This is a genomic window from Barnesiella intestinihominis YIT 11860 (genome assembly GCF_000296465.1).
Taxonomy (GTDB): Bacteria; Bacteroidota; Bacteroidia; order Bacteroidales; family Barnesiellaceae; genus Barnesiella; species Barnesiella intestinihominis.
The window spans coordinates 434,279-454,586 of sequence record NZ_JH815203.1; the positions used below are offsets into that span (position 1 = coordinate 434,279).

General features: G+C 42.2%; 15 protein-coding genes. 3 read left to right on the forward strand and 12 right to left on the reverse strand.

From position 1 onward, the window contains the following. The first annotated feature begins 329 nt into the window (after positions 1-329). Entirely contained in the window at positions 330-1,739 is a 1,410-nt protein-coding gene (locus HMPREF9448_RS14345; protein WP_008860892.1) for a SusF/SusE family outer membrane protein, read from the forward strand. Between the two features lie 102 nt (positions 1,740-1,841). Here the strand turns inward: HMPREF9448_RS14345 and HMPREF9448_RS01925 are convergent, their stop codons facing one another. The 3 genes from HMPREF9448_RS01925 to HMPREF9448_RS01935 are packed head-to-tail and all read right to left on the reverse strand — an operon-like array spanning position 1,842 to position 7,269. After that, complete coding sequence (locus HMPREF9448_RS01925) at positions 1,842-3,134, reverse strand: TolC family protein (RefSeq protein ID WP_008860893.1); 1,293 nt, start codon at positions 3,132-3,134, stop codon at positions 1,842-1,844. Positions 3,135-3,148: 14 nt separating this feature from the next. Further along, a complete protein-coding gene (locus tag HMPREF9448_RS01930) occupies positions 3,149-6,238 on the reverse strand; it encodes an efflux RND transporter permease subunit (RefSeq protein ID WP_008860894.1) in 3,090 nt (1,029 codons plus the stop codon). After that, positions 6,235-7,269, reverse strand: a complete 1,035-nt coding sequence (locus HMPREF9448_RS01935; RefSeq protein ID WP_008860895.1) for an efflux RND transporter periplasmic adaptor subunit — start codon at positions 7,267-7,269, stop codon at positions 6,235-6,237. Before HMPREF9448_RS01935 ends, HMPREF9448_RS01930 begins: the two co-directional genes overlap by 4 nt. 156 nt (positions 7,270-7,425) lie before the next feature. Between HMPREF9448_RS01935 and HMPREF9448_RS01940 the strand changes: the two genes are divergently transcribed. Then, a complete protein-coding gene (locus tag HMPREF9448_RS01940) occupies positions 7,426-8,322 on the forward strand; it encodes a helix-turn-helix domain-containing protein (RefSeq protein ID WP_008860896.1) in 897 nt (298 codons plus the stop codon). A 47-nt stretch (positions 8,323-8,369) separates the two neighbouring features. Here HMPREF9448_RS01940 and HMPREF9448_RS01945 read toward each other — a convergent pair whose 3' ends face one another. The 6 genes from HMPREF9448_RS01945 to mce all read right to left on the reverse strand — a co-directional run bounded on the left by HMPREF9448_RS01945 (position 8,370) and on the right by mce (position 13,872). Continuing rightward, positions 8,370-9,095 (reverse strand): DUF5131 family protein, encoded by a 726-nt coding sequence (locus HMPREF9448_RS01945; protein ID WP_008860897.1) that lies wholly within the window; start codon positions 9,093-9,095, stop codon positions 8,370-8,372. Between the two features lie 250 nt (positions 9,096-9,345). Next, positions 9,346-10,503 carry a sodium ion-translocating decarboxylase subunit beta gene (locus HMPREF9448_RS01950; protein WP_008860899.1) on the reverse strand — a complete coding sequence of 386 codons (1,158 nt, stop codon included), beginning with the start codon at positions 10,501-10,503 and terminating at the stop codon, positions 9,346-9,348. A 4-nt stretch (positions 10,504-10,507) separates the two neighbouring features. After that, the gene (locus HMPREF9448_RS01955; protein WP_008860900.1) at positions 10,508-10,939 is read right to left on the reverse strand and encodes an acetyl-CoA carboxylase biotin carboxyl carrier protein; all 432 of its coding nucleotides are present in this window, start codon (positions 10,937-10,939) and stop codon (positions 10,508-10,510) included. 25 nt (positions 10,940-10,964) lie between these two features. Beyond that, positions 10,965-11,879 (reverse strand): OadG family transporter subunit, encoded by a 915-nt coding sequence (locus tag HMPREF9448_RS01960; RefSeq protein WP_008860901.1) that lies wholly within the window; start codon positions 11,877-11,879, stop codon positions 10,965-10,967. Positions 11,880-11,900: 21 nt separating this feature from the next. After that, the gene (locus HMPREF9448_RS01965; protein WP_008860902.1) at positions 11,901-13,454 is read right to left on the reverse strand and encodes an acyl-CoA carboxylase subunit beta; all 1,554 of its coding nucleotides are present in this window, start codon (positions 13,452-13,454) and stop codon (positions 11,901-11,903) included. 4 nt (positions 13,455-13,458) lie between these two features. Beyond that, positions 13,459-13,872, reverse strand: a complete 414-nt coding sequence (gene mce, locus HMPREF9448_RS01970) for a methylmalonyl-CoA epimerase (protein ID WP_008860903.1) — start codon at positions 13,870-13,872, stop codon at positions 13,459-13,461. A gap of 347 nt (positions 13,873-14,219) precedes the next feature. Between mce and dnaK the strand changes: the two genes are divergently transcribed. After that, a complete protein-coding gene (gene dnaK / locus HMPREF9448_RS01980) occupies positions 14,220-16,130 on the forward strand; it encodes a molecular chaperone DnaK (protein WP_008860904.1) in 1,911 nt (636 codons plus the stop codon). Positions 16,131-16,488: 358 nt separating this feature from the next. Here the strand turns inward: dnaK and HMPREF9448_RS01985 are convergent, their stop codons facing one another. The 3 genes from HMPREF9448_RS01985 to HMPREF9448_RS01995 all read right to left on the reverse strand — a co-directional run bounded on the left by HMPREF9448_RS01985 (position 16,489) and on the right by HMPREF9448_RS01995 (position 20,052). Beyond that, positions 16,489-17,427 (reverse strand): ribose-phosphate pyrophosphokinase, encoded by a 939-nt coding sequence (locus tag HMPREF9448_RS01985; RefSeq protein ID WP_008860906.1) that lies wholly within the window; start codon positions 17,425-17,427, stop codon positions 16,489-16,491. Between the two features lie 78 nt (positions 17,428-17,505). Next, positions 17,506-19,224, reverse strand: a complete 1,719-nt coding sequence (locus HMPREF9448_RS01990) for an alpha-amylase family glycosyl hydrolase (protein ID WP_008860907.1) — start codon at positions 19,222-19,224, stop codon at positions 17,506-17,508. 12 nt (positions 19,225-19,236) lie between these two features. After that, on the reverse strand, positions 19,237-20,052 hold the full coding sequence (locus HMPREF9448_RS01995; protein ID WP_008860908.1) for a patatin-like phospholipase family protein: 816 nt from the start codon (positions 20,050-20,052) through the stop codon (positions 19,237-19,239). Positions 20,053-20,308 lie beyond the last annotated feature (256 nt).

The following is a 20,308-nucleotide window of genomic DNA, read 5'->3' on the forward strand; positions in this document are numbered from 1 at the left end:
TATCATCTCACCTCTACTCACCGTTAAAATTAAAAAAGAAAATATCCCTAAAAATATAGGACGTAAATACATAATATTCCTCATTCTTTTCTATAACATGCAAATAATATAAAAGATCAGGCTTGAAATTGCCGGAACGCAACTTATCTGTATCCCCATCTTCACATAATGCAAAGATAACGCAAGCAGGGGCAATATGAAAATTTAAACAAGTTCTTATCCATACAATTTTCTATTTTTTATAGTTCGAAAAAATTTGAATGTAACTATAAGGGTTATACATTCTTTTTGTGTCATAATAATAAACAAAATTCAAAAAGCTCAAAACCATGAAAAAAGTCTCACTTTTATCTATTTTCATCTTTCTTGTTCTAGATCCTATATTTGCCGTTACTTATGATAATTTATATGTAGTAGGCAATGCTTGTTCGGCCGGTTGGAATCCAGACGGAGCACTCGTCATGGTTCAAGAAAGTGAAAATACTTTTACGTGGAGCGGCCCATTAAAAAAAGACAACGGGAATCAAGAACGATTTAAATTACTCACAGCACGGTCTTGGACAACCTCACTGACTTGTAACTTGGAAAAAGCAGGCCATCAAATAATTACTTCGGGCGGAGAGTATGATTTATACATAAAATTAGAAACCGACGGTAAACCGGATAACGCTTTCCAAGTAGCGGAAACCGGAATATATACGATAGAAGTGAATACATCGTCCATGAAGATGAAATGCACCAAAATCGCCGATTATGAAGATCCCAATCTTGTATTTACCAAAGAAACATTCCATTCAACCTCGGAAGGATTGCTAAATTACAGGAAATTGGAACCACCAACCATAGAAAAGGGTAAACAGTATCCCTTAGTTATTTTCCTGCATGGTGCGGGAGAGAGAGGCTCAGACAATGAAAGTCAACTGAGATACGGTTCCGAAATGTTCACAAATCCCCAAAACCGAAAGGATTATCCTGCATTCGTACTATTCCCACAATGTCCTCCGTCCAATTTTTGGCCATTCGAGTCACAACCGGCCTCCTATGATGCTACAACTTTCCCAATCGATTATCCAACCTCCACACCGACCAAACTGGTAAAAGAACTTATCGATTCTTACCTTCAAATGGAAGAAATCGATAAAGACCGTATATATATCCTCGGCATTTCGATGGGTGGCATGGGTACATTCGATATAGCCTGCCGGTATCCCGAGACTTTCGCCGCAGCTATACCCATTTGCGGCGGAGTGAATGTAGAAAGACTAGACAACAAGGTAAAAAACATATATTGGCGACTTTTCCACGGCGACGCAGACGGAGTCGTTCCCGTAAACAATTCCCGCCAAGCCTACCAGAAACTTACAAATATCAAAGCTGACGCAGAATATATAGAAGTTCCCGGTGCAAGCCATTTCGTATGGGACGAGGTTTTTAAAAGAGAAGACTTTTTATCTTGGATATTCGCCAAAAAACGTCAATCGACAGGAGGAAGCGATATTGAAACGAGTAAAACCGATACATCTTTACGATGTTATTGTTATAAACAAATGTTGTATATCGACACGAACGATCAAACGCCACTAAAAGCCAATGTATATACGACATCAGGTGCGCTAGTTCATTCATCTTGCTACAACAGTTCTTCTATCGTTTCACCTCTCACCTCATTGAAACCGGGGATTTATATTATAGAGATTCTTCAAGGAGAGAAGCGATACCATTCGAAAATTTCGTTATAAACTTCCCTGCCAAAAAACTTCTTCTTACATACAATAAACGAAGTCCGACCGATATAGATTCATTATCGGCCGGACTGTTTTACACGAATCCAATGCAACTAATTATCGCCCGGTAGCCTGCAAATAGGCTGTAAGTTTCTGTTGGTAAGCCGTACATGCCTCGGCGTACTGATCATGGCTTTGCTGCATAAGCGACTGAGCATCGAGCAAATCGGACAGAGAGACAGTCCCCGCCTTATAATAATCGTTATTGAGACGAAGATTTTCGGTAGAAGATTCTATGGATTTCTCGGAAAGAAGCACTTGCTGATAGGCTTCCTGTAAATCGTTCCATTTGACTTCTATCTCAACCAACATCATTTCCCGGGAATCCTGCCGGGTATTTTCGGCTTGCTGTTTTTTTATTTTTTCCCGTTTAATGGCGTGCGAACCTCCCCACCATGAAGAAATAGGAACCGACACACTGGCAAAAATCATTCCGAAATCGGTATCTTTTTCCATCAAATCATGATAAATATACCCGGCTCCTACCCCCACAGAAGGAAGATTTTCTCCTCGCTTCATGCGCAGTTGCAATTTAGCAGCCTCTACACTCTTATCGAGCAGTTTACTTTCGGCACGATTTTCAAGTCCCGTCTCGGGGGCAACATAATAGTCCAACGGAGATACAGCCGAAGGAAAATCATCGAAAGCAATATCGAATTCACTCTTATCGACACCTATAAGTTGGCACAATAGCATCTTTGTCACTGACAAACCATTCTCTACTTTTAATCGATTCGCCATAATGTCTTGCTGTTGCAACTCCACTCTTAACAAATCGTTTCGTATAGTAAGCCCCGCATCAACCGCTGCTTTTACATCTTTATATATTCCTTTGAGTTGAGTTTCCAACGTCTCCAACGTACGCAACTTCTCTTTTAGTGCGACAATCTGCCAATAATATTGATTAACAGAGGCTTCTACCTGATCTTCTGTAAGAGAAAGCTGATATTTACTCACTTGTTTTCCTATATTTGCCAACTTATTCCCATTGACAATGCGACCACCCATAAATACAGGTTGAACCAAAGTCACCCCTGCCGTCTTCCCTTTCTTCAACATCTCCATAGATAAAGGCGGTATTCCCGGAACCGGCAGTGCCATATCCATCTGAGCCATTCCTTCACTGGCCTTGAAAATCGCACCTACCGCCGACACATTCGGAAAGTAATTGGTAAAAGCCTCTTTGGAAGTTTGTTTGGCAGCCTCGACTTCAAACCGGCTGTTTTTCATTTTTGCACTATTTTCCAATGCCAATGTTCTACATTCTTCGAGTGTATAAAGTTTCTGCGCATTTGAAGATACCACGCTTAACATCAAACATAACGCAGGATATATAATTCGATTTCTCATAATTGTTCTTTCTTTCAATGATTTATACTTTTGCGATCGGCTCTGCTAAATATTAACCAATAGGCTACGGGTAATATCGTTACAGTCAGTACCATAGAAACAATAGTCCCGAAAAACACCACCGAACCCATAGGGGACCACAGCGGACTACCGCCAAGAATCATAGGAATAACTCCCATCGATGCAGCAGCAGAAGTAAGAAAAATAGGGCGCATTCTACGCTTCGCTGAGTGCAAAGCGGCTTCCCTAACCGTCAAACCTTCTTTTTCCCTTAGCTCATCGGCATAGTCGAGCATAATAATGCCGTTACGTACAAGGATACCCATCAAGCTCACAATACCCAATACGGCTGTCACACTCACATCGAGTCCCATTACCCAAATGCCGAGAGCCGCACCCAATAGGCACAATGAAATGGATCCCAAAACAAGCAACGCCATATTGATTCGGCGGAAATGGAACAGCAAAATAAAGAATATAACAACAATAGAAATAAACAGACCGCTCAATATCATATCCAACATCTCATTGTCTGCCTCCTCACTACCACCGACTTCAAAATCAACCCCATCGGGCAAATCGATTTTTTCAATCGCCTTTACGATCTCCTTAGTCAACGCAGCCGCATTGAACCCCTCCTTTACATCGGATTGTATCGAAATAGACGGTATACCGTTACGATGCGCGATTTGGGCATCGTGCCAGTCAGGCTCAATGTCGGCAATCTGCCTTACCGGGACAGAAACCGTACCACCCCATGCCGATACATATTGATTGCCCACATCTTCATATGAAGGTTCTATATTGCCACCATCTTTCAGGACCACATCGATAGGATAATCGCCGTCCCATACGGTAGTTACCGGCAACCCATTCCCCAAATGCATGGACAAACCGGTCGATAACAATGCCTTGTTAATACCCAATCGGCTCATTTCGTCGTCTTTCAATCGCAACGATACTCCGGGAAGTTGCCCTTCCCAATTATCATGAACCAGCGAAAGTCCATCAAATTCGGACATTACCGACTTTACCTTATCGGCCGCCAATCGCAAACTATCCCGATTATTCCCTTTCACTCTCATTTCAATCGGATAGGCTGCTTCGGAATATTCGAGTTGTTTAAACCGGACTCTGACATTCGGGAAGTAATTGAGATATTTGTCCTTGTATTCGGCAATCATCTCTTCCGTGGCTTTATTACCAATGGTATTGACAATAAACTGGGCATAATTGGAACCCGGCATTTGAGGAGCATAACTGGTATGGAAACGAGGAGAACCGTCACCTTTAAATGACGCTACCGAAACGACTCGATTATCTTGCCGAAGTATGGACTCCAAACTATCCGCCACAGCGGCTGTCTGTTCGAGTGCCGTACCAAAAGGCATATATATTTCCACCGCAAATTGATTACGCTCGGCAAACGGCATTAACTTCATCGGTAATGATAAAAATATAACAACACCAGCGACAATAGAAAGAAGTCCCACCCCCATTGTCCGAATCGGATGAGCAAAGCACTTAACAATCAATTTGTCGTAAGAAGATTGAAGAATCGTCAAGAACGAACAACGTTGCTTTTTCTCCTCTTTGGGCTGTTTTCTAAACCCTGTATGAATAAAATGATATTGCATGTAAGGAACTAGCAAAACAGCTACCAGCAAGGATAAAAACAAAATAATAGTTATCGCCCACGGGAACGATTGTAAAAAATCGTTGATCATTCCCTGCGAGGTTATCAAAAACGGGAAAAACGTGATACTAATCGCCAATGTAGCCGAGAGGATCGATTTAAAGAATTCTTTTGCACTTTCTATCGCAGCAGTCCAACGGTCTATTCCGCTATCCAATTTTTCCATATAACAATCGATAATCACTATGGAGTTATCGACAATCATACCCAATGTAGCAATCAACGCCGCCAAAGTCACCGTATTCAATTCCAATCCACAAGCATAAAATACCAACAGGGACAGAAAAATAGTAATAGGAATCGTCGATGCAGCTACCGAAGCGACCCTCAAAGGCATTAACAGCATAACTACGATAATAACCGCAATAATAGCGATCAACAACTCTCTGAGGAAAGTCGTCACTGAATCTCCCACCACCTGTGACTGGTCGGTAATACGAAATATAGAAACATCATCGGGTAATTCCTTCTCATATTCTTCCAATACCTTATTGACGTCCTCTCCCATTTGAACGATGTTGTTCCCCTCGCGCATCTCCATAGAGAGGACCAAACATTTCGTTCCGTTGTTCGTAATGTAAGAATCCGGCTCGGAATATTCCCGCACGACACGCGCCACATCTTTTAGACGTATAGCATGCCCCTGCGGATCGCTAAAAATTATTTGATCAGCCACATCATTCACACAATCATATGCCTCGGATATGTGAATGGGAGCCACAAACTTGCTATTATCAACCGCCCCGCTCATCGTCGTAAAACCTTGCGCTAACAACTTTGTCGCCAATGTCGTGTTACCGATAGCATATCGGGCAAGTTTCGCAGGGTCGAGATAAACGCTTATCTGTTCTTTCTGCACACCGAATGTTCGTAAATTACTTACCGCATCGATGTTTCTTAATCGATCTTTAAGTTCGTCGAGATAATTTTCCAGTTCCCGATAGGTCTTATCTTTTGATTCGATCGTTATTAACATGGCTGACGTATCGCCGAAGTCATCGTTAGTAACCAATGCCAATACCCCGGTCGGCAACTCGGATTTAAAAACCGCAGCCCGATGTTTGAATTTAGCCCAAAATTCATCTTTATCGGTTATATCGTCGTTCAACTCGACAAAAACGATCGCCATGCCATCTCGACTGAGTGAATGGGTCTTAGACTTTTTTACTTCTTTAAACTCAAAAATAAAATCTTCAAGCGGTTTAGTCACCTGCTCTTCCACCTCATCGGAAGTGGCTCCCGGATAAACGGCTATCACTACTCCCTGACGCACCGTAAAAACAGGGAATTCCTGTTTGGGCATCTTTATCAAAGCATATATACCCAAGAAAAACATCAATGAAACAATCAGAATGACAATCTGACGATATTTCATCGCAGTTTCTATAATACCACCTTTTGTTTTCATTGTTCCGATACTTTCATATTTTCACTCACTTTCGATGCACCCTCGACAATCACCTTATCACCGACAGCTAAACCAGAAGAAATAATGACACCATTCCCCGACAAAGCGCCAACCGATACAGTCTGTTTCACCGCTACCCCGTCGTTGCAAAGCCAAACGAAGTGATCGCCATTATAATCTACCTGTACAACAGAATTGGGAATCACTATCTGCGAATTGTTCCGACTTCCCATGTTAACCACGCACACCATACCCGGCAACAACTCTCCCTGCCGGTTTTCTATCCTTGCAAGCGCCTTATAAGTGTGTGCCAGAGGATCGGCCGCAATTCCTTTTTCCGTAATCTTTCCAGAGAAAGATTTACCACCCAAAGCAGCTACTGTAACTGTTACATCGGCTCCCATCTTCACATCGGCAACTTCATTCTCAGGAACAGAAATATTCACATTCACCCAATCGATCTTCATCAGTTTAAATGCCGGTACTCCCGGAAGCACAGTACTCCCCGTATCTATACTTTTCTGAGCTATTATCCCCGAATATGGAGCTCGCAACTCGACATCTTTCAAATTTTTCTTGGCTATTTGCTCCATACTACGAGCCTGTTGCAAAGAACTTTGAACCTCTACCCACTTAATTTCGGGTAAACTTCCGCTCTTATGCAGTTGCTCCATACGAGCATAAGCATCCTCGGCTTGTTTCAAAGTAGACAATGCCGCATCATAAGTGCTTTGTAACGTAGTCTCGTCCAATCGAGCCAACAGCTCGCCTCGCTCTACCCGTTGACCTTCTTTTACATATATACACTCTACATACCCCGGGACTTGAAAACTCAACGAGGAAGAAGATTCGCCCTCAATTTCTCCTATATAACTGCGAGTATAGACTCCTTCTCGAAAAGACACCGTCCATGTCTTCACCGGAATCTCCCTGACAGCTCGTTCTTCCTTACTCGAAGACGTACATCCTATACTCGTCATTGACCATACCGCCAAAAACAAATAAGCAAATGCTTTACCATTCCTTTTCATACTTTTCTCCATTAAATTTTGATACAAAGATGACGCAAAGCCCTCCATCGACAAAGTCCTCTTTTTCACAGTTGATGTTCTAAAAGTCGTATTTAAATAATATTCACAGCTAAAATTCTAAGTTATTTAGTTACATTTGGGCAAAATATCGTATTTATGGATAAAAAAGGCATCGAAAGTTTCACTCTTGCCCAACTTTCGAAATTGATAAAAAGAAATAATCCCACGGGATTAGATGATGACTTCATCATTATCGGAGAAAATTTACCGAACACCGAATTGTTCAAATATCCTTGTCGAGTTGATGCTCTGGTAGCTGTAATATGTTTAGAAGGAGAACTAATATGCAATATTAATTTAAAGGAATATCGCATCACTACCAACATGATGATTATAAACACTCCTGAAAATATTATACAGGTAAAAGATATAGGTAATCGTAAATTTTATGGAATAGCCGTTTCAAGTGCTTTCTTCGAACAATCTTTCCTCGACGCACGAGACATGATTCCTCTATACATGCAAATACAAAAAGAACCTTGCTTTCATTTATCTAACGAAGATACTGATATTTTTTGTCAGTTTATCTCTCTCATGCAGCTCATTTGCCACACACAAGATACACCCAAGAAGACTGCAACGCTCCTAAGACTCGGTTCTGCTCTTATGTATAAAATTCATGACACGATACTTGCCCATGATTCACCCTCCAAAAATGAAATTAAAATGAGTCGGCAGGAAATCTTTTTCGGAAAATTCATCGCCCTACTCACCCAATATCACACACAAGAACGAAGCGTTACTTTTTATGCAGAAAAATTGTGTATCACACCCAAATATTTTTCGACTCTGATAAAGAAACAAACAGGAAAATCAGCGGCTCAATGGATCGATGATTATGTAATACTCGAAGCCAAAAATCTTCTGAAATTTTCGGGTATGAGTATACAGGAAATCGCCTATCATTTGAATTTTTCGACTCAATCGTTTTTTGGGAAATATTTTAAGCACCAAACCGGACTCTCCCCTAGCGAATATAGATCAAGCGAATAAATTTTTTCATACACCCACCGAGAAATTACTTTGCTTTTTGGAAAGAATTACCTATCGATTTTATAATTTATCCCCGCACGTCGCGCCTGTGAATGCTGGAATTCCCGACGAATACGATATACCTTCCCTCCTTTACGCAATCGGGCTCCGGTTTGGTGAAAGCTAAACGGGATATCGGCTGCTATACATTGTCGGCGTATATCCAATACCCAATCATAATCGCAAACCCTCGCATCCATACCCGACTCTCCTCCGACCGATACTTCCTCTATATCGTCATCGAGATAGCCAGACAAATCCAACGCTCCTAACAAGGGAGCACAAAACAATAGTTTATGCCGTATAGGCAACGAACGAAAAAGAGGTAACCGATAATTCGCCCTGTCTTGATTTTCTACGGTACAAGCAATAGCGACATGGTCATAACCATCGCCCCAATCACTGGGCAAAGATACTCTGAAACGGTCTATACGTTTCGTCGGAATTAGAAACGATAGATCACAGCGTTCCCTAATTATAGCCCATGCTTCGGCTCTCCATTCATCGGCTTCTTCAAGAAAAAAATCGGAAGTAAAACACGTATATACCATTTCACCCGAGGGTACACGAAAATCACCGTTACGTTTACGACGCAAAGGTAAATCGAAAGCTGCCGTACGTGTCACGACGCTACTATCCTTATCATATCGACTATCTTGCCTATATACATAACAATGCCTACACCCTTCACTTATTTTATGACAACCATGCCACAAATTCCACGAAACCGACATACTCACACTCCCTATTTTTTTTGCAAAGGCAGTCTCTGTCATACAGAAAATTACCACAAATATACCAAGACACAGCCCTGCATTTTATGCAAAGATAGCGAAAGGTGAGCGCAGAGACAAACGGAATTCCTGTTTCCAATTCGACCATGCCGAACCACATCCTATTTTCGTAGTTACAAAGACATAAAAAATGGAGGAGGTATGTCATGATAACAGACATACCTCCTCCATTTTTTATTCAATCGTGTAATTACGATAAGAATCCAAGTAGAACACCGGCAGCCACGGCCGAGCCTATAACACCGGCTACATTGGGTCCCATAGCGTGCATCAACAGATAGTTTGTCGAATCGTATTCAAGACCAATATTGTTGGAAATACGCGCCGACATAGGTACAGCCGATACACCTGCATTACCGATAAGCGGATTAATCTTCTTGCTCTTGGGCAATACAAGGTTAAATATCTTGACAAACAATACACCCGAAGCAGAAGCTATGATAAATGCCATGAAACCTAAGGCGAAAATACCGAGTGTACTGGGTGTTAAAAACTCGGATGCTTGCGTAGATGCTCCCACGGTCATACCTAACAGAATAGTCACAATGTCGCACAAAGGACCACTCGCCGTCTTAGCCAAACGAGAGGTAACACCGCTTTCACGAAGTAAATTACCAAAGAACAACATACCCAACAACGGTAGACCCGAAGGCACTAAGAAGCAGGTAAGTAGTAACCCAATAATGGGAAACATAATTTTCTCATTCTGAGAAACCGCACGCGCCGGTTTCATACGAATAACCCGTTCTTTCTTCGTTGTAAGCAACCTCATGATAGGAGGCTGTATAACCGGAACTAAGGCCATATAAGAATATGCCGAAACCGCAATGGCCCCCATAAGATTCGGCGCCAGTTTCGATGAAAGGAATATAGCCGTAGGACCATCGGCTCCACCGATAATGGCGATTGCACCAGCTTGATCGGGAGCAAAACCAATAGCCAAAGCAACCATATAAGCCCCGAAAATACCAAACTGGGCAGCCGCACCTACTAACATCAATTTAGGATTAGCGATAAGCGACGAGAAATCGGTCATTGCTCCAATACCTAAAAAGACCAACGGCGGATACCAACCGGCACTCACTCCCTGATAAAGGATATTAAGTACCGAGCCTTCTTCATAAATACCAACTTCGAGACCAGCATCGATTTTGAAAGGAATGTTCCCGATGAGAATACCGAAACCGATGGGCACAAGCAACATTGGCTCGAAATTTTTCTTTATTGCCAAATAGATAAAGAACAATCCGACCAATATCATGGCCAAATGAGGGAGTGTACAATTGGCAAAACCTGTATATTCCCAAAATTGAACCAAATTATCTCCTAAGAAATCTATAAATCTCATAGCCTTATTCTATTATAATAAGTTCGGTTCCTTCGAGTACCGAATCACCTTTATTTACTTTGATGGCTGTAACTTTACCACTCTTGATAGCATTGATATTATTTTCCATCTTCATAGCTTCAAGAATAAGCACAGTCTGTCCCACATTCACCGTATCGCCAACGTTTACTAAAATATCATTGACAACACCGGGCAGCGGCGATTTTACAGCATCTGCACCAGAACTTACAGACGTGGGTTTGGAAATAACAGGTTCTCCCGTAGCCGTACGAGGAGCCGAAGAGGGTTTAGGTGCACTCACTTTTACAGGTGCAGCTTCTTCCATCTCGACATTATAAACAGTACCGTTAACCTCGACATGGGCTATGTTTTTTTCTATCTCTCCAACGGAAACTTTGTAAAGATTTCCATTGATTTTATACTTATATTCTTTCATAAGATTTTAATCGTTATTTTGAGAATTACTTTTTATTGGGAACTTCCCTCAAAGAATAAATTTTAGAGTTCCACGGCGAATACGCTTTCTTCACTTTGTTTATGGTTAGTATAGTATCTTCCACATCGTGTACTTCGAGATGTTGATATAAAGCCATAGCAATAGCGGCATACACTTCGCCCGATTCACGACCAAGACCTTTTTCCTTAGCCTCTTCCTTATCGGATATTCCGTGAACCCGCATAGCATTACGCTTTTTAACAAACACCGTTATTTGACCAATTAAGCGGAACATCAAATAAAGCAGTAACAATCCGGAAAATACAATAGCCATCGCCATAATAGCCATGCCTACACCAAAAGGATCATGTTCCGAAAACATTTCGATCTTTTCATTCGAGTCGAGCGTAACGTTATTCGTACTTGGAGTCACATACCCCGATGTCTCATCACCGCCTTTGATGATCCACTGCCCTACACCATCTTCGATACGAGCATAGGAGTGATCGGCAGGAATACCGGCAGGAACTGTCACCGAGTCTATCAGATCTTTTCCATTAGCATCATAAAGCCCAATCCAATTATCCTTATCGGGATCCAATTTAAAATTCACATGAAAAGTCCCTCTATTGGGCATATCATCTGCCCAAAACAGCAAATGCTGACGAGGAGGCATTTCTGTAAGTACATCGCCTTTGGGAATAGGATACTTTTTGGGATTATTCCTATCGTTTGTCAAATAGCAACTACGTATATCGACAGTACCGAAGGTCGTATTAAATATCTCTATCCAAGCCGATTGACAACCGTAATCGTCCTGATAATTCGTCTCGTTCGTAACCAAGACTTCATTAATACGCAATCCTTTGCGGCCCTGCGCCCACACCGAAGACATCGTAAAAACGGCGAACAGGAATACCCCTAAGATTTTTTTATTCATCGCTTATATACTTTAAATGTATTACAAAGGAATATTTCCGTGCTTTTTAGCCGGATTAGTTAACTTCTTAGTCTGTAATTGCTGCAATGCGCGTATAATACGGAAGCGAGTATTACGAGGCTCGATAACGTCGTCGATATATCCATACTTGGCCGCATTATAAGGATTAGCGAACAACTTGGTATACTCGGCTTCTTTCTCGGCCATAAATTTAGCAGGATCCTCGGCTGCTTTGGCTTCTTTGGCATAAAGGACTTCCACAGCGCCGGCCCCACCCATAACGGCGATTTCGGCAGTAGGCCATGCGTAGTTCATATCTCCCCGTAATTGCTTACAGCTCATCACGATGTGCGAACCGCCATACGATTTACGCAACGTGATAGTCACCTTAGGCACAGTTGCTTCACCATAAGCATAAAGCAATTTGGCACCATGCAGGATCACACCATTGTATTCTTGTCCGGTTCCCGGCAAGAAGCCCGGCACATCGACCAAACTTACAATAGGAATATTGAATGCATCGCAGAAACGCACGAAACGAGCAGCCTTGCGGGAAGCATTGCTGTCGAGAACTCCTGCCAAATATTTAGGCTGGTTAGCGACAATACCGACTGACTGTCCGTTGAAGCGAGCGAAGCCGACGATGATATTCTTGGCATAATCACGTTGTATTTCCAAAAATTCACCATTATCGATAATAGCGCCGATTACCTCGTACATGTCGTACGGACGATTAGGGCTATCGGGAATAATTTCGTTGAGAGAATCCTCTAAACGATCGATAGGATCATTGCAAGGAACCAAAGGAGCCTCCTCCAAATTGTTCTGCGGTATATAGCTGATGAGTTTACGAATAATAGACAGAGCTTCTTCTCCATTCTCGGCAGCGAAATGGGCTACACCCGATTTGGCAGAATGAACTTCGGCTCCACCCAAAGCCTCTTGTGTAACATCTTCGCCCGTAACGGTCTTTACCACTTTCGGCCCAGTCAAAAACATATATGAAATACCCTTCGCCATGATCGTGAAATCGGTCAAAGCAGGAGAATATACCGCACCACCTGCGCACGGGCCCAATATAGCTGAAATCTGAGGTATAACCCCAGAAGCCATGATATTACGCTGGAAAATCTCGGCATAACCAGCCAAAGCATTGATACCTTCTTGAATACGAGCTCCACCCGAGTCGTTCAAACCGATACAAGGCGCACCCATTTTCATAGCCATATCCATGACTTTGCAAATTTTCAAAGCCATTGTCTCGGACAAAGAACCACCGAACACTGTAAAATCCTGAGCGAAAACATAAACAAGGCGACCCTCTATCGTACCATAACCCGTAACGACACCGTCGCCTAAAAATGATTTTTTCTCTTGGCCGAAATTGGTACATCTGTGTTTCACGAACATATCCAATTCTTCAAAACTACCTTCATCAAGGAGTTGTGCAATACGTTCACGAGCCGTATACTTTCCTTTCTCGTGTTGCTTATCGATAGCTTTCTGTCCACCGCCCAAGCGAGCCTGAGCGCGTAGTTCTATCAGCTCTTGTACCTTTTCAAGTTGATTGCTCATATTCTTATTTATTAGGATTTTCACAAAGTTCGGTTAATACGCTACAAGTGGATTTGGGGTGAAGGAATGCGATGTTCAACCCTTCGGCTCCTTTGCGGGGAGCTTTATCGATAAGGCGTACCCCTTTGGCTTCCACTTCGGCCAAAGCATTGGCAACACCGTCTTCGATAGCGAACGCCATATGATGAATTCCCTCGCCACGTTTTTCTATAAATTTGGCAATAGTGCTATCCTCGCTTGTCGGCTCCAATAATTCGATTTTGGTCTGCCCCACTTTGAAAAAGGCCGTCTTCACTTTCTGGTCGGCAACCTCTTCAATAGAATAGCATTTAAGACCTAAAATGTTTTCATAATAAGGAATGGCTTCTTCGAGACTCTTCACAGCGATTCCCAAATGTTCAATGTGAGAAATGTTCATAATAATTAGTATTTAGTTAACTATACTTTCGATAAAAATTCCTGTTTATAAGATTGGCAAATTTACATCATTTCGGTTTAATAACGAAATAAATCGGGGAAATAAGTACAAACAGAACCGCCCCATACTCGCTCGTTTGCGTTTTTTAGATAAACAGAAAGAGCAAAGTCAATATGACAAATCGACAGCATTACTGACACAGGACAACAAAGCGCTTTGGAAAAGTCTGACAAAAAAAACATTTTCCTTGCTTTCGTTTTTTGGCATAACATTTGAACAAGATGCAGTGTCTATAAAAAAACAGACAGTAAACAAAATAACGAATTAACAATAAAAGATATAAAATTATGGGAAAGATTATTGGTATTGACTTAGGAACAACCAACTCGTGTGTCGCCGTTATGGAAGGAACCGAGCCGGTAGTAATTGCCAACAGTGAAGGCCGTCGTACGACTCCTTCGATCGTGGCTTTCGTAGATGGTGGTGAACGCAAGGTGGGAGAACCTGCCAAACGTCAGGCCATCACCAACCCTACGAGGACTATTTTCTCGATTAAACGTTTCATGGGTGAAACATTCGATCAAGTAGCTAACGAAATTTCTCGCGTACCTTACAAAGTAGTAAGAAGCGATAATAATACACCGCGTGTAGACATCGACGGTCGTCTCTATTCTCCACAAGAAATTTCGGCAATGATTCTTCAAAAAATGAAAAAAACAGCCGAAGATTTCTTAGGGCAAGAAGTAACCGATGCCGTTATTACCGTACCGGCCTATTTTAACGATTCTCAACGTCAAGCCACGAAAGAAGCCGGTGAAATCGCAGGCTTGAATGTACGTCGTATTGTCAATGAGCCTACTGCTGCCGCATTGGCCTACGGCCTTGACAAGTCAAATAAAGACATGAAAATCGCCGTATTTGACTTGGGTGGCGGTACGTTCGATATTTCTATTCTTGAATTGGGTGACGGTGTATTCGAAGTGAAATCGACCAACGGTGATACACACCTCGGCGGTGATGACTTCGACCACGTTATCATCGACTGGCTTGCCGATGAATTCAAAAAAGACGAAGGTGTCGATTTGAGAGAAGACCCGATGGCTTTGCAACGTTTGAAAGAAGCAGCCGAAAAAGCTAAAATAGAATTGTCGAGCTCGACATCGACCGAGATTAATTTACCTTACATTATGCCGGTGAACGGTGTACCCAAACACTTGGTTAAAACATTGACTCGTGCCAAATTCGAGCAATTGAGCGACCGATTGATTCAGGCTACTATCGAACCGTGTCGCAAGGCTTTGCAAGATGCGGGTTTAAGTGCCTCTGACATAGACGAAGTAATTCTCGTGGGTGGTTCTACTCGTATCCCTGCTATACAAGCGATTGTAGAAAAATTCTTCGGAAAAACTCCTTCAAAGGGTGTTAACCCCGATGAGGTAGTTGCGGTAGGTGCTGCCATTCAAGGTGCGGTATTGACTGGTGATGTGAAAGATGTATTATTACTCGATGTAACTCCCCTTTCATTGGGTATCGAAACACTGGGTGGCGTAATGACCAAATTGATTGACGCCAACACGACTATTCCTACCCGTAAATCGGAAGTCTTCTCGACGGCTGTCGACAACCAGCCCTCAGTTGAAATCCATGTATTACAGGGTGAGCGCCCTATGGCAAAAGACAACAAAACTATCGGTAAATTCCACTTGGACGGAATTCCGGCAGCCATGCGGGGTGTGCCTCAAATCGAAGTCACGTTCGATATAGATGCCAACGGAATCTTGAATGTATCGGCCAAAGACAAAGGTACAGGTAAAGAACAAAGCATACGTATCGAAGCATCGAGCGGGTTGACCGACGCCGAAATCAAACGAATGAAGGACGAGGCTGCTGCCAATGCTGAAAACGATGCAAAGGAAAAAGAACGTATCGACAAACTGAATCATGCCGATGCTCTCATCTTCCAAACCGAAAAACAGCTTAATGAAATGGGAGACAAGATTCCGGCAGACAAAAAAAGCGCTATCGAGTCGGCTCTGGCTAAATTAAAAGAAGCTCACAAAGCTCAGGATATTGCCGGTATCGATGCCGCTTCGACCGAATTGAACAATGTATTGCAAGCTGCCGCCCAAGACTTGTACAATGCTCAGGCTCAACAACAAGCTGCCGGAGCACAACAAGCTCAACCGGGTGCAGATGCTTCACAAAGCGGAAATAATGGTAAAGATGTTACCGATGTCGATTTCGAGGAAGTGAAGTAAGTTGCAACAAACAACGATAATGAAAAAATAATCTGTGTAGTAGTTACACAGATTATTTTTTTTAACGTCCTCTTCCTTCATTCCATTATCCCCAATAATCCAAAATTCAGACTCTAAATTCTACTCACACACGAAAGCTAAGGATAATAAAGGGTGATTAATTCTCGAACCTTTAAGACATAGGTTCAGCCTCCCTATCCATTGTTATATTCCTCGTTTTCTTATCAATATTTTTCAATTCGAAAAAATACAGGGAAAGCGTTCAAAATGAATTTACCCTCTCTCCTAAAAAATTACCGGGCCTATTTGCTTTTTGCAATAGACCCGGTAACATTATATTAGATTCTATACTTCCCAATTACAGGAGGTACTGCGAACTGATAGACTTATTCTCGTAGACCCGACGAATAGTATCGGCAAACAAGTCAGCGATACTGAGGATATGTACCTTATCGCATTTTTTGGTGTAAGGAATACTATCCGTGAAAATCAATTCGGTCATAGAAGAGTTTTGAACCCGTTCGCTGGCAGGGTCGCTCATCACGGCATGAGAAGCTATGGCACGTACCGAAAGAGCTCCTCTGCTCATCATTAAATCGGCTGCTTTGGTTATCGTCCCGGCCGTATCGACCATATCGTCTACCAAAATGACATTCTTTCCTTCTACATCTCCTATCACTGTCATGCTTTCTACCACATTGGCCTTAGCCCGTTGTTTATGGCATAAAACCAAAGGTACACCCAAGTATTTGGCATAAGTACTGGCTCGTTTGGAACCACCCACATCGGGGGTAGCAACCACCATATCTTTCAATTTCAAAGACTGAATATAGGGAATAAATACAGACGAAGCATACAAGTGGTCTACCGGAACATCGAAGAAACCTTGTATTTGATCGGCATGCAAATCCATCGTTATAAGGCGATTGATACCTGCAACGCTCAATATATCGGCCAACAATTTCGCAGCAATGGAAACACGTGGCTTATCCTTGCGATCTTGGCGAGCCCACCCGAAATAAGGAACAACAGCTACAATAGACTTGGCAGAAGCTCGTTTGGCAGCATCGATCATTAATAACAATTCCATCAGATTGTCGGAATTGGGAAATGTCGATTGCACTAAATAGACTTGACAACCACGGATCGACTCTTCGAAAGAAACGGCAAATTCTCCATCGGCAAAATGCTGAATGTTCATTTGACCTAACTCACAACCCAGACTATTACAAATTTTCTCAGCGAGATACCTTGAATTGGTTCCCGAAAATACCTTGAAAGGAGGTGTTTGACTCATGATTTTTGTGTGTAAAACAGAGATTATTAATTGTACGGCAAAGGTACAATTTCTATTTCAAAATTTTCCTGTACTTTTTTATTTTTTCTGTATCTCTTTGGAAAAATTTTTTAACTCTATTTTCCAAACCGCAGCTCCATACCCCGAAAGGGCGCAAGCAAACGGTATTTCGGGACTCAACTCCTTCATCTCTTTATCTCCTCCAATCAGTTCTAATGCCTCGTATTTACCCGGAACTATTTTCATCGTTTCGAATGCATGATCGGGGATATTGATCTTCACATTCGCCTGCCGGTCATCGAAATTAACAACAATAACTAATAACTCATTTCCATATTTACGAAGGAATGCATATTGCCGATGCGGATTAAAACATGGATTTTCCCCATTGACATACATCAAATCAAAGAAATCGCCATGAACAACAGCTGATTCCAAACGACTAATATTAAGAACCGTTTTATACAAATTTCGTAGTTTTTTCTGCTTTGCTGACAATTTAGATACCGAGCAACGCCCGCTATCGTACCACTGTCTAACCGTGGGCACACTCCAATAGTCGAATATCGTCGTACGACCATCTTTTCCACTGAATCCCTCGGCATCCTCTGCACGCTCACCCAATTCCTGTCCGAAGTATATCATCATAGGTCCTGTATTCATCATCGACGAAACGACCAATGCAGGGAGGACTTTATCGGCATCACCGGCAAACTGGTCGGAAGCGAAGCGCTGTTCGTCATGATTTTCGAGAAAATTCAACATTTTTCCTCCTATTCCATCGACAGACTGCCAACAATAAGTGAGCTGCGCAGCCGATACCTGATGACACAATACCCCTCTCAATTTATCGTACAATCCTACTTTATCATATAGGTAATCGAATTTACCTTTCTCGATATAAACCCGATACAACGCCTGATCATAAATCTCTGCAATGAATATAACCGAGGGATAATTTCCTTTCACTTTCGAAATAGCCCAATTCCAAAACTCGACAGGAACCATGTGGGCCATATCGCAACGAAAAGCATCAACACCTTTCCCACACCAGAATAGGAGAATATCGAGCATTTTGTACCATGTATCGGGTATAGGGTCGAAGTGACAACGGCCACCTCCTGTATAATCCACTCCATAGTTCAGCTTCACCGTTTCATACCAGTCATATTCTCCCGGGAAAGCCCCGAAACAATCATTTCCGGTTGCCTTCGCAGGATATTCGAAATAGCGATCCTCTCCTTCACCTATGTAAAATTGCGGCGTAAATGCCTGCCGAGGTATGTAATAAAAATTATTGGAAGGAGAAAAATGCATCTCCTTGTTGTCATGAGCACCCAAATCATCGACACCTTCTGGCGTAGTATCAGAATGATATTGACGAGCCACATGATTCGGCACGAAATCAAGTACTACTTTCAATCCGACTTCATGTGTACGGGTTACCAACGCCTCGAATTCTTGCATACGTGCCGATGGATCTTCGGCCAAATCGGGATCTATATCATAATAGTCTTTGATAGCATAAGGCGACCCGGCTTCACCCTTAACCACATATTTATTATCCTTTCGAATCCCATATTTCGAATAGTCTGTCTTGGTAGCGTGTTCTATAATCCCCGTATACCAAATATAGTTCGCACCCAACTTTTTTATCTCTCGTAAGACTTTCGAGGTAAAATGGTTTAACTTACCGGCTCCATTCTGCACATAAGTACCATTAGGGACACATGTATCGCACATATTGGAGAACAATCGGGGGAGAACCTGATAGATAACTATTTTCTCATCGGACATATCGCGCGTTTTTTATTTATTCAATTCATTTATTTTGGAAGCATGTTTTCCTGTAAAAAGTTTCAATGTCTGCTGATAGCCGACATTAGCGATATCACGCAAAGCATGAATATCAAATACGGCATATCGTGCAGCCTCTTTCATAGGAATAAAAAGATCGCACAATTTCATATCCTCGATCACATTGCTTTTAGACATGAAGCTATATGAACGAACCGCTATATCCAATATCGATTGCTTATATTGCTTATTAACTAACGGGCTCACATTGATACCTATAACGACATCGCACTCGGGACGAATGGGGTAAACCGGCAAATTACGCAAGACACCTCCATCGACATAATGCGTACCATCGATAAGAACCGGAGGAAATATAATAGGAATACTACACGAAGCCGTTACCCGCTCGGCAATCTCTCCCGATCGCCATGCTACATACTTTCCATGATCAAGGTCGGTAGCCGTAACGACAACCGGGATAGACAAATCCTCGATATTGACTGCTCGCAACGACTTTTGCAAGAAATGTTTAAACCGATCTATTTTAAAAAAGCAGGAACGGGGCAAAGTTATTTCGGCCAAATCATTGAAAGACAAACCTGAAAAAAGGTCTAAGATTTCATCGGGTGAATAGCCGTCGGCATAAAGTACCGCAATAACAGCTCCTGCGCTCGTACCGGATATTATATCCGGCCGAACCCCCAATTCTTCCATTGCTTTCAATGCCCCTACATGGGCAAAACCTTTGGCTCCTCCCCCGCTCAACGTCAAGCCTACACGATAGGGGCGAACTTCTACCGGCAGATTCTCTCTTTCTCTTGCCATTTTCATTTTCGTTTACTGTGCGAAGATAGCATTTTTCAATAAAGCCACAATATATTATGTAGCAAACCATTTATAAATAATGCTTTAAAAATATGTCGGGGAACTTAAATCAAAGCGTACGACGAACTATCACCAATACACCGCCTATCGTCTCATTAATGAAAAGTTCCCCCAAAGCGCGCATACCGGCAAACAAAAAAAGAAATACTACCCGGGAGTTTTTTTCAAAACAGCTCCTAAAAAACGAAGATTTGTT